The organism is Streptomyces sp. NPDC056296 (genome assembly GCF_042268605.1).
GTDB lineage: Bacteria > Actinomycetota > Actinomycetes > Streptomycetales > Streptomycetaceae > Streptomyces.
The window spans coordinates 1-14,548 of the sequence record NZ_JBHJRX010000008.1; the positions used below are offsets into that span (position 1 = coordinate 1).

At 71.6% G+C, this 14,548-nt stretch carries 13 protein-coding genes; 12 read left to right on the forward strand and 1 reads right to left on the reverse strand.

Annotated elements, in window-relative coordinates:
* Nucleotides 1–94: 94 nt before the first annotated feature.
* Nucleotides 95–1,069, reverse strand: a complete 975-nt coding sequence (locus tag ACFCZF_RS07460) for a hypothetical protein (RefSeq protein ID WP_376670855.1) — start codon at nucleotides 1,067–1,069, stop codon at nucleotides 95–97.
* 259 nt (nucleotides 1,070–1,328) lie between these two features.
* Here ACFCZF_RS07460 and ACFCZF_RS07465 point away from each other — a divergent pair, with 259 nt between their 5' ends.
* From ACFCZF_RS07465 to ACFCZF_RS07520, 12 genes are all read left to right on the forward strand, one after another.
* A complete protein-coding gene (locus ACFCZF_RS07465; protein WP_376670856.1) occupies nucleotides 1,329–2,609 on the forward strand; it encodes an MFS transporter in 1,281 nt (426 codons plus the stop codon).
* A gap of 69 nt (nucleotides 2,610–2,678) precedes the next feature.
* Nucleotides 2,679–3,338: a TetR/AcrR family transcriptional regulator gene (locus ACFCZF_RS07470; protein ID WP_375923406.1), complete on the forward strand. Its 660-nt coding sequence runs from the start codon at nucleotides 2,679–2,681 to the stop codon at nucleotides 3,336–3,338.
* A gap of 39 nt (nucleotides 3,339–3,377) precedes the next feature.
* Nucleotides 3,378–4,943 carry an acyl-CoA carboxylase subunit beta gene (locus ACFCZF_RS07475; RefSeq protein ID WP_376670857.1) on the forward strand — a complete coding sequence of 522 codons (1,566 nt, stop codon included), beginning with the start codon at nucleotides 3,378–3,380 and terminating at the stop codon, nucleotides 4,941–4,943.
* A gap of 323 nt (nucleotides 4,944–5,266) precedes the next feature.
* Nucleotides 5,267–5,596: a TcmI family type II polyketide cyclase gene (locus tag ACFCZF_RS07480; protein WP_375923412.1), complete on the forward strand. Its 330-nt coding sequence runs from the start codon at nucleotides 5,267–5,269 to the stop codon at nucleotides 5,594–5,596.
* Nucleotides 5,593–6,864, forward strand: coding sequence for a beta-ketoacyl-[acyl-carrier-protein] synthase family protein (locus ACFCZF_RS07485; RefSeq protein ID WP_375923415.1), 1,272 nt, complete (start codon nucleotides 5,593–5,595; stop codon nucleotides 6,862–6,864). Before ACFCZF_RS07480 ends, ACFCZF_RS07485 begins: the two co-directional genes overlap by 4 nt.
* Entirely contained in the window at nucleotides 6,861–8,084 is a 1,224-nt protein-coding gene (locus tag ACFCZF_RS07490) for a ketosynthase chain-length factor (protein ID WP_375923418.1), read from the forward strand. Before ACFCZF_RS07485 ends, ACFCZF_RS07490 begins: the two co-directional genes overlap by 4 nt.
* Before the next feature lie 16 nt (nucleotides 8,085–8,100).
* Nucleotides 8,101–8,364, forward strand: a complete 264-nt coding sequence (locus tag ACFCZF_RS07495; RefSeq protein WP_310870848.1) for a phosphopantetheine-binding protein — start codon at nucleotides 8,101–8,103, stop codon at nucleotides 8,362–8,364.
* Between the two features lie 112 nt (nucleotides 8,365–8,476).
* Complete coding sequence (gene fabG, locus ACFCZF_RS07500) at nucleotides 8,477–9,262, forward strand: 3-oxoacyl-ACP reductase FabG (RefSeq protein ID WP_376670858.1); 786 nt, start codon at nucleotides 8,477–8,479, stop codon at nucleotides 9,260–9,262.
* Nucleotides 9,263–9,283: 21 nt separating this feature from the next.
* On the forward strand, nucleotides 9,284–10,219 hold the full coding sequence (locus ACFCZF_RS07505) for an aromatase/cyclase (protein WP_376670859.1): 936 nt from the start codon (nucleotides 9,284–9,286) through the stop codon (nucleotides 10,217–10,219).
* Between the two features lie 48 nt (nucleotides 10,220–10,267).
* Nucleotides 10,268–11,095: a 4'-phosphopantetheinyl transferase family protein gene (locus ACFCZF_RS07510; RefSeq protein ID WP_376670860.1), complete on the forward strand. Its 828-nt coding sequence runs from the start codon at nucleotides 10,268–10,270 to the stop codon at nucleotides 11,093–11,095.
* Entirely contained in the window at nucleotides 11,050–12,534 is a 1,485-nt protein-coding gene (locus tag ACFCZF_RS07515) for an FAD-dependent monooxygenase (RefSeq protein WP_376670861.1), read from the forward strand. Before ACFCZF_RS07510 ends, ACFCZF_RS07515 begins: the two co-directional genes overlap by 46 nt.
* Entirely contained in the window at nucleotides 12,531–14,516 is a 1,986-nt protein-coding gene (locus ACFCZF_RS07520) for an SDR family oxidoreductase (protein WP_376670862.1), read from the forward strand. Before ACFCZF_RS07515 ends, ACFCZF_RS07520 begins: the two co-directional genes overlap by 4 nt.
* Nucleotides 14,517–14,548 lie beyond the last annotated feature (32 nt).

Genomic DNA, 14,548 nt, shown 5'->3' on the forward strand with positions numbered 1-14,548 from the left:
GAGGATGAAAGCCTCTTGCAGAGGAGGGGGGGCTCTTGTTGGCTTTTTGTGGTCGCTTGGGCGCCCCTTTCGTGAAGCAGATGCCCCGGGACGTTCAGCGGGCGTTCGCCGCCGCCACCACGCGGTCGAGCGTCTCGTACACGTCGACCCCGTGGTAGAACGTCCGGCCGGAGCGGTTACGGCGGCGCCACTTCCGTGTGCTCGCGTGCCGGTAGACACTGCCCACCGGAATTCCCCAGAGACTGGCGATGTCCGCCGCGGTCACCCAGCGCACCTCCTGCCCGGCATCCGCCGGACGGGGCCGCGGTGCCTGTGCCCCGGTCGCGGGGTCCTCCTCCGCCGAGCCCGCCGACAACGACCCCGCCGACAACGAACCCTGCGACAACGACCCCGCCGACAACGACTTCGCGGCGCCGATGCGGCGGCTCAACTGCAGCCACTCGTGCCCGAACCAGGAGTGGGAGCCATCCGCGTCGCACGTGATCTCGGCGGGCACCTGCGGCTGCTGCGGCCGTACGGCCGCGGTGAGCGCGCCCGGACACCCCGGCTCCACGCAGCCCCCGATGACGACGTGACGGCTCGGCACGGGATCGATCACACCGCGCGCCTTGCGCACCAGCCGCGCCACCTCGCCGGACACCTCACCAGCCGCGCTGTGCGCCGCGAGCCAGTCGCCGTGCCGGGCCAGGAACTGGGCCAGGGGGGCGACGGACCGCCGCGGGCCGGCCAGGCCGCGTTCCTCCACCACCATGGTGGCCCAGGAGGCGAGCACCCCCAGAATCGAGGTGCGCGCGTCGGCCGCACGGGAGTTGAAGGGCATCCCCGGCAGTGGCCCCCCGGAGGTCTTCTCCCGGCACGGGCCGCTCTCTCCTGCCAGCCGCAGCCCGCACTCCTCGTACAGGCCCGGCAGCCGCAGCAGCTCCAGCAGCAGGCGCCGGTGGCAGGGCGGGCACAACCGGGAACCGGCGACCGCCGGCCGCCGGGGACGTCCCGCGGCCTCACCCCGGACGCAGCCGGCGCCGACGCACGTCGCCGTCCCCATGTTTCTGCGGATGGTCTCCTCGATCACTGTGACTCCCCCTGGTTTTCCGGTAATGGCGCGGTAACGCTATTCGGGGAAATGCGGGCGGACAAGCGCCGAGCGTGCTTTCTATACAACTCGTTACGGGGCTCGATAGATTTCAAGATGTCCTGCGCAATCTCTGACGTGATGACATAACCGTCACCTGGATTGACCGTAATCTGACGTGAAACGCATTGACCGGTCCGGGTCGGACCGAAGAAGCTTTACGGCAGAGTCCCCCGCAGTGCGCCAACCGAAGGACGAGATGTCTTCCCTCCTCGCCGGTGCGTTCCAGTCCCTGACCATTCGCAATTTCCGGCTGTTCGCGGCGGGACAGCTCGTCTCCGTCGCCGGCACCTGGATGATGGTCGTCGCCCAGGACTGGCTCGTCCTCTCCCTCACCGGTGACTCGGGCACCGCCCTGGGCGTGGTGACGGCCCTGCAGTTCGCGCCCCTGCTGTTGCTCACCCTCTACGCGGGCGGCCTCGCCGACCGGTACGACAAACGCCGGCTGCTGGTGGCGGCGAACCTCGTCTCAGCCGTCCTGGCGCTGCTCCTCGGCCTGCTCGTCCTGACCGGCGAGGCCCGGCTCTGGCACGTCTACCTCTTCGCTCTCGGGCTCGGCACCGTCAACGCGGTGGAGACGCCCACCAGGATGTCCTTCGTCAGCGAACTCGTCGGTGCCGACCTGCTGCCCAACGCGTCGGCCCTCAGCGCCGCGTACTTCAACTGCGCCCGGGTGGTGGGGCCGGCGCTCGCCGGACTGATGATCAGCTGGTTCGGCACCGCGACCGTGATGCTCCTCAACGCGGTGAGCTACGGGGCGACCGTCGTCGCCCTGCGGCTGATGCGCCCCGACGAGCTGCACCGCCCGGAGCGGCGCCCCGCACGCGCCGCCGTCCTGGACGGCGTACGGCACATGATGGCGCGCCACGACCTGCTGCTGCCGATGGTCCTGGTCGCCGCGGTCGGCATGCTCGGCTTCAACTTCCAGCTGACCCTGCCACTGCTGGCCAAGACGGTCTTCCACACGGACGCCGCCGCGTTCGGACTGCTCACCACCGCCTTCGCCGCGGGATCCCTGCTCGCGGCGTTCACCACCACACTGCGCCGCGGCCGGCCCCGGCTCGGCCTGGTGATCGGAGCGGCCATCGGGTTCGGCACGCTGGAGACCCTGGCCGGACTCGCGCCGACCTACGCCCTGGCGGCCGTACTGCTGCTGGGGACCGGCTTCGGCTCGATCTACTTCGCGCAGGCCGCGAACCACCGCATTCAACTGGGCACCGACCCCGCCTACCGGGGCCGGGTGATGGCCCTCTACACCCTGGTCTTCCAGGGCACCACGCCACTCGGCGCACTTCTGGTCGGCGTCCTCAGCGAGAGGCTCGGGGCGCGCTCCGGCCTCCTCGTGGGCGGCACGGCCTCGGTCCTGGCGGCCACCGCCGTGCTCCTCGTCCACCTGCGCGGCCGGCACCGCGTACCCGGCGGGACGGACGTCGCGGCCACCGGCGCGGCCCTCGAGGAAAAGACCGACCGGGCGGGCTGAGCGCGGCCGAACGCCCACTCCCGCTCCGGCGGTCAGCTCGGAAACCACACATCAACGGGAGGAACACCCATGACCACGCAGCAGGCAACCATGGCCCGCGTCCAGGCCGGACCGGCGGAGGAGCGCCAGGCGATCGTGCGGGCGGCCCGTGCCGTCTTCGCGCGGGAGGGCTGGACGCACACCGGCGTCAAGGACGTCGCCGAACAGAGCGGCCTGGAGGAGGCCATGGTCGTCCACTACTTCCGGGACAAGGAGCAGCTGCTGCTCTCCGTCCTCCTGGAGGGCGCCGCCGCGGTCTCCGCCGCGCTGACGGTCATCGCGGAGGACCACCTCGCCGAGATCACCGACCTGGAGCAGGACCTGGCGGCCCTGGGGCGCGCCTGGCTGACGCCGCTGTCCGCCTTCCCGGAGCACTTCGCCATCGTCCGCCACCTCGGTGCCGAGATCACCACACGGCCGGCCGGCGTCCTGGAGATGTGGCAGACCGCCGGCCCCCGGCAGGCCAACCGGGAACTGGCCCGGCGCCTCCAGCGCGTCGCCGACCAGGGTCTGCTCGCCTTCACCGACGCCGAGCACGCCGCCGAACGCTTCATCCAGCTGGTCGCGGGCGGCGTCGTCCAGCGCTCCTTCCACGGCGCCCTTCCGCTCGCGGACTTCGAGACGGAGGCGCTGGTCACCACCGGCGTCGCGGACTTCATCCGGCTGTACCGGCCCGGATCCGACCGCTGATCGCCGTCACCCGACGACCCAGGGAAGGTGGGGAACACCATGGCCACAGCGCACGAGTCGATCCAGTCCCGGATCGACGAGCTGACCGAGATCAAGGAGACGGCGCGGCTCGGTCCTGACCCGGCGGCGACCGAACGCCAGCACGCCAAGGGCAAGCTGACCGCCCAGGAGCGCATCAGCCTCCTCCTGGACAAGGGATCGTTCAACGAGGTGGAGAGCCTGCGCCGGCACCGGGCCACCGGGTTCGGCCTGGAGGACCGCAAGCCGTACAGCGACGGCGTGGTGACCGGCTGGGGCACCGTGCACGGCCGCACCGTCTTCGTCTACGCGCACGACTTCCGGATCTTCGGCGGCGCGCTCGGCGAGGCGCACGCCCATAAGATCCACAAGATCATGGACCTGGCCGAGGCGGCGGGCGCACCGCTGGTCTCACTCAACGACGGGGCCGGCGCCCGCATCCAGGAGGGCGTCACCGCGCTCGCCGGCTACGGCGGCATCTTCCAGCGCAACACCCGCTCCTCCGGCGTCATCCCGCAGATCTCCGTGATGCTCGGCCCGTGCGCGGGCGGCGCCGCCTACTCGCCCGCGCTGACCGACTTCGTCTTCATGGTCCGGGACACCAGCCAGATGTTCATCACCGGCCCGGACGTCGTCAAGACGGTCACCGGCGAGGAGATCACCCAGAACGGACTGGGCGGCGCCGACGTCCACGCCGGGACCTCCGGCGTCTCCCACTTCGCCTACGACGACGAGGCCGAGTGCATCGAGGACGTCCGCTACCTGCTCTCGCTGCTGCCCGCCAACAACCGGGAACTGTCGCCCGTGGAGCGCTCCGGCGACCCGGCCGACCGGCTCAACGACGCGCTGCTCGACCTGGTCCCGGCCGGCGCCGGACAGGCGTACGACATCCGCAAGGTGATCGAGGAGGTCGTCGACGACGGCGAGTACTTCGAGGTGCATCCGCTGTGGGCCGCGAACATCGTCTGCGCGCTGACCCGGCTCGACGGCCACGTCGTGGGCGTCGTCGCCAACCAGCCCGCCGCGATGGCCGGAGTGCTGGACATCGACGCCTCCGAGAAGGGCGCCCGCTTCGTCCAGTTCTGCGACGCGTTCAACATTCCCCTGGTCACCCTGGTCGACGTGCCGGGATTCCTGCCCGGCGTGGACCAGGAACACAACGGCATCATCCGGCGCGGCGCCAAGCTGCTGTACGCGTACTGCAACGCCACCGTGCCACGGATCTCGCTGGTGCTGCGCAAGGCGTACGGCGGTGCCTACATCGTGATGGACTCCCGTTCCATCGGCGCCGACCTGGCCCTGGCCTGGCCGACCAACGAGATCGCGGTGATGGGGGCCGAGGGCGCCGCCAACGTCGTCTTCCGCCGGGAGATCAACGCCGCCGAGGACCCCGACGCGGTCCGTGAGCGGCGCATGGCGGAGTACAAGGACGAGCTGATGCACCCGTACTACGCGGCCGAACGCGGACTGATCGACGACGTGATCGACCCGAGGGAGACCCGCTCGGTGCTGATCCGCTCCCTCGACATGCTGCGGGCCAAGCACGCCGACCTGCCCTCGCGCAAGCACGGCAACCCTCCGCAGTGACCGACCCCGGCGCACCGGTGCACGCTTCTCTGTAGTGCAGCGGTGATTCGCCTGTGGAACCGGACGCGTATTTGCATCGATCGCCCTTGATGTCGGGCCCGAATGCGAAGAACATTGATGTCAGAGTCCGGCGCTTTGTCGCTGCACCACGAGCTGCATCCCGAGCTGAATTCCGCTCAGGCGCCCGCTCTTTCCTTCCGGCTCGGTCCGGTTCCGGCCCGGCGTTCTCATCGCCCGGCTTTCAATTCCCTCCTCCGGAGGCCGTGAGTTTTCCGGCGCCGTCGGCTCCGCACCAACGACTGGACAACTTGGAGAAGAATCGTATGCACAGCAACCTGATCGTGGCCAGGATGGACCTCGAGTCCGGCGGGCAAGTGGCCGATATCTTCCGGGAGTTCGACGCCACCGAGATGCCGCACCGGATGGGAACGCGCCGGCGCCAGCTCTTCCACTACCGCGGACTCTACTTCCACCTGCAGGACTTCGACGGTGAGAACGGTTCGGAGCAGATCGAGCAGGCCAAGAGCGACCCCCGGTTCGTCCGGATCAGCGACGACCTGAAGCCGTTCATCGAGGCGTACGACCCCGCGACCTGGCGCTCGCCGGCCGACGCCATGGCGACCCGGCTCTACCACTGGGAGGCGAAGGCGTGAGCGGGCGGCGCGTAGTCATCACGGGCCTGGAGGTGCTGGCCCCCGGTGGAGTGGGGACCGACGCGTTCTGGTCCCTGCTCAGCGAGGGCCGCACGGCGACCCGTGGCATCACGTTCTTCGATCCGTCGCCGTTCCGCTCCCGGGTGGCGGCCGAGATCGACTTCGACGCGGAGGCCCACGGGCTCAGCCCGCAGGAGATCCGACGGATGGACCGGGCGGGCCAGTTCGCGGTGGTCGCCGCCCGCGGCGCCCTCGCCGACAGCGGCCTCGACCTGGCCGGCAGCCCTCCGCACCGCACCGGCGTCACCGTCGGGACGGCGGTCGGCGCGACGATGGGCCTCGACGAGGAGTACCGGGTCGTCAGCGACGGCGGCCGGCTGAACCTGGTCGACCACACCTATGCGGTCCCGCATCTGTACAACTACCTGGTGCCCAGCTCCTTCGCCGCCGAAGTGGCCTGGGCCGTGGGCGCCGAAGGCGCCAACGCCGTGGTGTCCACCGGCTGCACCTCGGGCATCGACGCCATCGGCTACGCCATCGAGCTGATCCGCGAAGGCTCCGTCGACACCATGATCGCGGGCGCCACCGACGCACCGATCTCGCCGATCACGATGGCCTGCTTCGACGCGATCAGGGCGACCACGCCCCGGCACGACGATCCGGAGCGGGCCTCGCGTCCCTTCGACAGCACCCGCAACGGGTTCGTCCTCGGCGAGGGCTCGGCCTTCTTCGTCCTGGAGGAACTGGACAGTGCCCGCCGCCGGGGCGCCCGTATCTACGCGGAGATCGCCGGATACGCGACGCGCAGCAACGCGTACCACATGACGGGACTGCGCCCCGACGGCGCGGAGATGGCCGAGGCGATCCGGGTCGCGCTGGACGAGGCGCGGATGAACCCGGAGCAGATCGACTACGTCAACGCGCACGGCTCGGGCACCAAGCAGAACGACCGGCACGAGACCGCCGCGTTCAAGAAGAGCCTGGGCGAGCACGCCTACGCCACTCCGGTCAGCTCCATCAAATCCATGGTCGGCCACTCCCTCGGTGCCATCGGCGCCATCGAGATCGCCGCGTCGACCCTCGCCATGACCCACAACGTCGTGCCTCCCACGGCCAACCTGCACGAACCCGATCCCGAATGCGATCTCGACTATGTGCCGGTCACCGCCCGGGAGCACACGACGGACGCCGTGCTGACCGTGGGCAGCGGCTTCGGAGGCTTCCAGAGCGCGATGGTGCTGGCCCGGCCGGAAAGGACCGCCGCATGAGTGCCTCCGTAGTGGTGACCGGACTCGGCGTCGTCGCGCCCAACGGGCTCGGCACCGAGGAGTACTGGTCCGCGGCCCGGGTCGGCAAGAGCGGCATCGGGCGGCTGTCCCGCTTCGATCCCGCCCAGTACCCGAGCAGGCTGGCCGGCGAGATCCACGGCTTCACCGCCGAGGACCACCTGCCGAACCGCCTGATGCCGCAGACCGACCGCATGACCCGGCTGGCGCTCGTCGCCGCCGACTGGGCCCTCAAGGACGCCGGAGTGCGCCCCGAGGAACGGCCCGCGTTCGACATGGGCGTCGTCACCTCCAGCGCGTCGGGCGGTTTCGAGTTCGGCCAGCGGGAGCTGGAACGACTGTGGGGGCAGGGCAGCGAGTACGTCAGCGCCTACCAGTCCTTCGCCTGGTTCTACGCGGTCAACAGCGGCCAGATCTCCATCCGCCACGGCATGAAGGGCCCCAGCGGCGTCGTCGTCAGCGACCAGGCGGGCGGTCTGGACTCCGTCGCCCAGGCGCGCCGCCAGGTCCGCAAGGGCACGCCGCTGGTCGTCTCCGGCGCCGTGGACGCCTCCCTGTGCCCCTGGGGCTGGGTGGCCCAGCTGACCAGCGGCCGGCTGAGCACCGGGGAGGACCCGGAGACCGCGTACCTGCCCTTCGACCGACGGGCCGCGGGCCACGTACCGGGGGAGGGCGGCGCCCTGCTCATCCTGGAGCGGGCGGACGCCGCCCGTGCCCGCGGGGCCAAGGCCTACGGGGAGATCGCCGGCTACGGCGCCACGTTCGACCCCAGGCCGGGCAGCGGGCGTCCGCCCGCCCTGCGCAAGGCGATCGAACTCGCCCTCGCCGACGCCGGAGCCGACGCCGCGGACGTGGACGTCGTCTTCGCCGACGGCGCGGCCGTTCCCGAGCTGGACCGGACCGAGGCCGAGGCGCTGAACGAGGTCTTCGGCACCGGCCGGGTCCCGGTCACCGTGCCCAAGACGATGACCGGAGCCCTGTACTCCGGCGCCGGTGCGCTCGACCTCGCGACCGCCCTCCTCGCGATGGAGGAGGGTCTGATCCCGCCCACGACGAACACGGAGCCGGACTCGGAGTACGGCCTCGACCTCGTCGTCGGCCAGCCGCGGACCACCGAGGTGCGCACCGCGCTGGTGCTGGCCCGCGGCCACCGGGGCTTCAACTCCGCACTGGTCGTCCGCGCCGCGGACCGACTCCGCTGAACCGAAAGGAAACGCTATGGCTGACCAGGAATTCACCCTCGACGACCTCCGCCGCATCCTGGTCGAGGCGGCCGGTGCCGACGAGTCCGTCAACCTCGACGGGGACATCCTCGACACCGACTTCGAGTCGCTGAACTACGAGTCGCTCGCCCTGCTGGAGACCGGCAGCCGAATAGAGCGCGAGTACGGCATCTCGCTCGACGAGGACGTGCTCAGCATCATGCACACCCCGCGCACGCTGATCGAGACCGTCAACTCCCGTCTCGCCGTCGCCGCCTGACACGGGACCCGCCGCCGCCCCCTCCTCCTCCCGAGGGGGCGGCGGCGCGTGCGGCGGTCGTAAGCACCGCATCACCCACCGAGCCACATCGGACCACTGGAGACGACAGAAAATGCCAGACCAGGAGAAGCGGGTCGCCCTCGTCACCGGAGCCACCAGCGGAATCGGCCTCGCCGCCGCCCGGCTCCTCGCGCAGCAGGGCCACCAGGTGTTCATCGGCGCCCGTGACGCCGACAACGTCGCCGCCACGGTGAAGGAGCTCCAGGGCGAGGGCCTGGACGTCGGCGGCAAGAGCGTCGACGTCCGCTCGGCCGACGGCGTCCGGGAGTTCGTGGAGGCCGCGGTCGACGCCTACGGAACCATCGACGTACTGGTCAACAACGCCGGCCGCAGCGGCGGCGGCGTCACCGCAGACATAGCCGACGAGCTGTGGGCGGACGTCATCGAGACCAACCTCAACAGCGTCTTCCGGGTGACCCGCGAGGTCCTCAACACCGGCGGCATGCGGCACAAGGACCGCGGCCGGATCATCAACATCGCCTCCACGGCCGGCAAGCAGGGCGTCGTGCTCGGCGCCCCCTACTCCGCCTCCAAGCACGGCGTCGTCGGCTTCACCAAGGCGCTCGGCAACGAACTGGCGCCCACCGGGATCACCGTCAACGCGGTCTGCCCCGGCTATGTGGAGACGCCCATGGCCCAGCGGGTCCGGCAGGGCTACGCCGCCGCCTACGACACGGACGAGGCGGCCATCCTCGAGAAGTTCCAGGCCAAGATCCCGCTCGGCCGGTACTCCACGCCCGAGGAGGTGGCCGGCCTCGTCGGCTACCTGGCCTCCGACACGGCGGCCTCCATCACCGCGCAGGCGCTCAACGTCTGCGGCGGCCTGGGCAACTTCTGACCATCCCGAGGAGGACTGACCATGACCATCCGTGAGGTCGAGCACGAGATCACCGCGGCCGCACCGGCCGCGACGGTGTACCGGCTGATCGCCGACGTGGAGAACTGGCCGCGGATCTTCCCGCCGACCATCCACGTCGAGCACGCGGAACTCGAGGCCGGGAAGGAGCGCATCCAGATCTGGGCGACCGCCAACGGCGAGGCCAAGAACTGGACCTCGCGCCGCACCCTGGACCCGGAGAGCCTGCGGATCGACTTCCGGCAGGAGGTGTCCACCCCGCCGGTCGCGGCCATGGGCGGTGCCTGGATCATCGAACCGGTCTCGCCGACCGAGTCGCGCATCCGGCTCCTGCACGACTACCGGGCCGTGGACGACGACCCCGAGCACCTGAAGTGGATCGACGAGGCCGTCGACCGCAACTCACGCTCGGAGCTCGCCGCCCTGCGGACCAACGTCGCACGCGCCCACGCCGAGGACGCGCTCACCTTCTCCTTCGAGGACTCCGTCACCGTCGACGGGGCCGCCAAGGACGTCTACGACTTCATCAACGAGGCGGACCTGTGGGAGCAGCGGCTGCCCCACGTCGCCACCGTGCGACTGACCGAGGACACCCCCGGCCTCCAGACGCTGGAGATGGACACCCGCGCCCGGGACGGCTCCGTGCACGCCACCAAGTCGTACCGGGTGACGTTCCCGCACCACCGGATCGCCTACAAGCAGGTGACCCTCCCGGCACTCATGACGCTGCACACCGGCTACTGGACGTTCACCGAGACCGACGCCGGCGTCACCGCGTCCTCGCAGCACACCGTCGTGCTCAACACCGCCAACATCGCCCGCGTTCTCGGCGACGACGCCACCGTCGCCGACGCCCGGGAGTACGTGCACAACGCGCTGAGCACCAACAGCAGAGCCACCCTCGGCCACGCGAAGGCGTACGCCGAGGGAAGGCGCTGAATCCGGTGCCGGCGGGCGACGGCCGGCCGAGCACCCGCGGTGACCCCGATGACGCCCGTACTCGGTGAGCCGCCGGAGCTCACGCTGTGGCTGGTGCGCCCGCCGCCACCGGACAGCGCCGCGGCGTCCCGGCTGGCGGCGGGCGAGCTCGACGCGGCGGAAGCACGGCGCGCGGAGCTGTTCGTGCGGCCCGAGGACCGGGTGCAGTACGTGTCGGCGCACATCGCGCTGCGCCGGATCCTCGCGGCCGCCACCGGCTACCCGCCCGAGCGGCTGCGCCTGGGCCGCGAACCCGGTCCGCCGTCCGCGCGGTACACCGGCAGGCCCGTGCTGCGGTACCCGCCCGCGCCGGTGCACTTCTCCCTGTCGCACAGCCACGGGCTGATCCTGATCGGCACGGCCGCGGTGGTCGTCGGCGTGGATGTGCAGCGCACACCGACGATCGAGACGGTGGAGCTGTGCGGGCCCACGCTGCATCCGGCGGAATGGCGTGAACTGACGGGGCTGCCCGAGCGGTTGCGGCCGGCCGCGTTCGCGCGGCTGTGGACGCGCAAGGAGGCCTACCTGAAGGGACTGGGCACGGGCCTGCGCCGCAGGCCGGCCCTCGACTACCTGGGCGACGGAACCGACGCCGACGCCCCGCCCGGCCCGCCCGGCTGGATCGTGCGGGACGTGCTGGTCGGACCGCGGCACGCGGCCGCCGCCGCCCTGGCCGTGGCCGCGGAGCCGCTCATCACACTGCGATCGCTGCCGGTGGCCTGCCTGTACGACGGCGCGGCGGGAGTACCGCTGTCCGCGGCCCGGCCGCTGGCTTGGACAAGGAGAGGTTCATGGACGCTTCGGTGGTCATTGTTGGAGCGGGACCCGCCGGGCTGATGCTCGCCGGGGAACTGCGTCTCGCGGGGACCGACGTCACCGTGCTGGAACGGCACCCCCGCCGCACCGGGGAGTCCCGGGGGATCGGTCTGACCATCGGCACCATGGAGGTGTTCGACCAGCGTGGACTCCTCGGCCGGCTCGGTGAGTACGAGACCAGCGGCATGGGCCACTTCGGTGGCCTGCCGCTGGACATGGGCGTCCTGCGAGCGGCCCACGAGGCGGCCCGCACCGTACCGCAGTCGGTGACCGAAGAGGCCCTGGAGGCCTGGGCGGGCGAACTCGGCGCCGACATACGGCGCGGCCACGAGTGCGTCTCCATCGAGGACACCGGCGACGGCGTGACCGTGAAGGTGCGGCACGCCGACGTCGAGGAGACGGTCCGGGCCCGCTATCTCGTCGGCTGCGACGGGGGCCGGAGCACGGTCCGCAAGGCCGCCGGCTTCGACTTCCCCGGCACCGCGGCCACGACCGAGATGCTCCTCGCCGACCTGCGCGGCGTCGACCTGGAACCGCGCATGACCGGCCAGCAGGTCGGCGGCGGCTTCGTCATGGTCGCCAAGCTCGCCGGCGGGATCCACCGGATCATCGTCGGCGAGCGGGGCATCACCCCGCGCCGGCGCACCGAGGCGCCCGAGTTCGCCGAGGTCGCCGATGTGTGGAAGCGCCTCACGGGCATCGACATCTCGCATGCCGAGCCGGTCTGGGTCAGCGCCTTCGGCGACGCCACCCGGCAGGTCACCGAGTACCGGCGGGGCCGCGTCCTGCTGGCCGGCGACTCCGCCCACGTGCACCTGCCGGCGGGCGGCCAGGGCATGAACACCAGCATCCAGGACTCGTACAACCTGGGCTGGAAACTGGCGTCGGTGCTGCGCGGCGACGCCTCCGAGGAACTGCTCGACACCTACCACTCGGAACGCCACGAGGTGGGACGCGGCCTGCTCGCCAACACCCGGGCGCAGAGCCTGCTGGTGCTGGGCGGTGAGGAGGCCCAGCCGCTGCGCGGCGTCCTGGCCGAACTGATCCGCTACCCCGAGGTCGCCCACCACCTGGCCGCCAAGGTCAGCGGCCTGGACATCCGCTACGACGTCGGCGGCGGCGGCAACGCGCTGCTCGGCCGACGGCTCCCGCACCTGACGCTCACCACGGCGACCGGCGGGACGAGCAGCACCGCCCTGCTGCGCGCCGGGCGCGGGGTGCTCCTCGACCTCGACGACAACGCCGTGCTGCGCCGCCGGGCCCAGGGCTGGCGCGACCGCGTCGACATCGTGACCGCGAGCGCGGACGGTCTCCCCGAGCAGCACAGCCCGGCGGCCGGCACCGCGGCCGTACTGCTGCGCCCGGACGGCTACGTCGCCTGGGCCGCCCCCGGCAGCCACCAGGACCTGAACTCGGCGCTGACCCGCTGGTTCGGGCCCGCCGCGGACCGGCCCCGATGACCCGGCACGACCCGGCCACCGACACGGCCGACGTGGTCGTGGCCGGCGCCGGGCCCGTCGGACTCCTCCTCGCCGCCGAACTGCGGGCGGGCGGCGCGAACGTCCTCGTCCTGGAGCGGCTGACCGAGCCGACGGGGGAGTCGCGGGCCTCCGTCCTGCACGCGCGGACGATGGAGATCTTCGCCGACCGCGGCCTGCTGCCCAGGCTCGGCGAGCTTCCCGCGGTGGGGCCCGGCCACTTCGGCGGCCTGCGCCTGGATCTCGCCGAGGCCGACCCGGACCATCCGTACGCCGGACAGTGGGAGTGCCTCCAGGACCACCTGGAGACCGAGCTCCAGCGGTACGCGCTCGACCTGGGCGCCGCGATCCGGCGCGGGCACACGCTGACCGGACTGCGGCAGACGGACGACGGAGTCCGGATCGACGTACGCGCACCGGACGGCCGGACCTACCGGCTCACCGCCGACTACCTGGTCGGCTGCGACGGAGAACACAGCACCGTGCGCGACCTCGGCGGATTCGAGTTCGCCGGACGCGACGCCGACAAGGTGATGCTGCGCGCCGACGTCGCCGGCATCGACATCGACAACCGGCGGCTCAAGCGCTACGACGCCGGGGTCGCCACCGCCTACCGCAGACCCGACGGCACCACCCGGCTCATGGTCCACCGGTACGGCGAACAGCCGGTCGGTGAACCGACGTTCGCCCAGGTCACGGAGGCCTGGGCCGCGGTGACGGGGGAGGACATCGGGCACGGGCGCGCGCTGTGGCTCAACCGCTTCGGCAACGCCTCCCGGCAGGCCACCGAGTACCGGCGCGGCCGGGTGCTGCTCGCCGGCGACGCCGCACACCACCAGATGCCGGTCGGCGGACAGGCCGTCAACCTCGGCCTGCACGACGCGGCCGACCTCGGACCCAGGCTCGCCCGGGTGGTCACCGGACGAGCCGGGCCCGACCGGCTCGACGCCTACCACGCGGAGCGGCACCCGGCCGGCGCGCGCACGCTGGCCAACATCCAGGCCCAGGCGCACCTGCTGTTCGGCCCCGACGAGGTCACCGCGCTGCGCGGGGTCCTCGGCGAGCTCCTGGAGTTCGGCACCGCCCGCCGGCACCTGGCCCGCATGATCAGCGGCCTCGACGCGCCCGAGCCGCCCCGGCGGTCCGCACCCCTCGCCCGGCCGCACCCCTCGCACACCCATCTACCCGGAAGGTCAACCGTGGACAGGCTCACCGACAAGACGGCCCTCGTCACCGGATCCAGTCGCGGCATCGGCAGGGCGACGGCGATCCGTCTCGCCCGAGAGGGCGCGCTGGTCGCCGTGCACTACGCGGCCAACGAAGAGGCGGCCGACGAGACCGTCGAGCTCATCGAGAAGGAGGGCGGCAGCGCCTTCACGGTCCGCGCCGAACTCGGCGTCCCCGGCGACGTGCACGAACTCTTCCTGGGCCTGGAGCGCGGACTGAAGGAACGCGTCGGGGAGAGCCGCCTCGACATCCTGGTCAACAACGCGGCCGTCACCTCCACCGGCTCGGCGCCCGAGGACCTCACGCCCGAGGAGTTCGACCGCTACTTCGCCGTGAACGCGAAGGCGCCGTACTTCATCGTCCAGCGGGCCCTGGAGCAGATGCCGAGCGGCGGCCGCATCGTCAACATCACCACGGGCGTCACCCGCACCTCCGTGCCCGACCAGGTGGCCTACGCGATGACCAAGGGCGCGGTCGAGCAGCTCACCTTCCAGCTGGCCCGGCTGCTCGCCCCGCGCGGCATCACGATCAACAGCGTCGCACCGGGCATCACCGACAACGGCGGCGCGATCTTCGACAACCCCGAGGCCGTCGAGGCGATGGCCCGGTTCTCGGCCTTCAACCGGGTCGGCGAGGCCGGCGACGTCGCCGACGTCATCACCTTCCTGACCACCGACGAGGCCCGCTGGATCACCGGAGCCTTCGTCGACGCCACCGGCGGAACCCTGCTCGGCTGAGCCGCCGTCACCCGAACCGACCCAGTGTGAGA

Coding starts and splice junctions, on each gene's coding strand:
- ACFCZF_RS07465 (WP_376670856.1), top strand. CDS start 1,329: ATGTCTTCCCTCCTCGCCGGTGCGTTCCAGTCCCTGACCATTCGCAAT.
- ACFCZF_RS07470 (WP_375923406.1), top strand. CDS start 2,679: ATGACCACGCAGCAGGCAACCATGGCCCGCGTCCAGGCCGGACCGGCG.
- ACFCZF_RS07475 (WP_376670857.1), top strand. CDS start 3,378: ATGGCCACAGCGCACGAGTCGATCCAGTCCCGGATCGACGAGCTGACC.
- ACFCZF_RS07480 (WP_375923412.1), top strand. CDS start 5,267: ATGCACAGCAACCTGATCGTGGCCAGGATGGACCTCGAGTCCGGCGGG.
- ACFCZF_RS07490 (WP_375923418.1), top strand. CDS start 6,861: ATGAGTGCCTCCGTAGTGGTGACCGGACTCGGCGTCGTCGCGCCCAAC.
- ACFCZF_RS07495 (WP_310870848.1), top strand. CDS start 8,101: ATGGCTGACCAGGAATTCACCCTCGACGACCTCCGCCGCATCCTGGTC.
- fabG (WP_376670858.1), top strand. CDS start 8,477: ATGCCAGACCAGGAGAAGCGGGTCGCCCTCGTCACCGGAGCCACCAGC.
- ACFCZF_RS07505 (WP_376670859.1), top strand. CDS start 9,284: ATGACCATCCGTGAGGTCGAGCACGAGATCACCGCGGCCGCACCGGCC.
- ACFCZF_RS07510 (WP_376670860.1), top strand. CDS start 10,268: ATGACGCCCGTACTCGGTGAGCCGCCGGAGCTCACGCTGTGGCTGGTG.
- ACFCZF_RS07515 (WP_376670861.1), top strand. CDS start 11,050: ATGGACGCTTCGGTGGTCATTGTTGGAGCGGGACCCGCCGGGCTGATG.
- ACFCZF_RS07520 (WP_376670862.1), top strand. CDS start 12,531: ATGACCCGGCACGACCCGGCCACCGACACGGCCGACGTGGTCGTGGCC.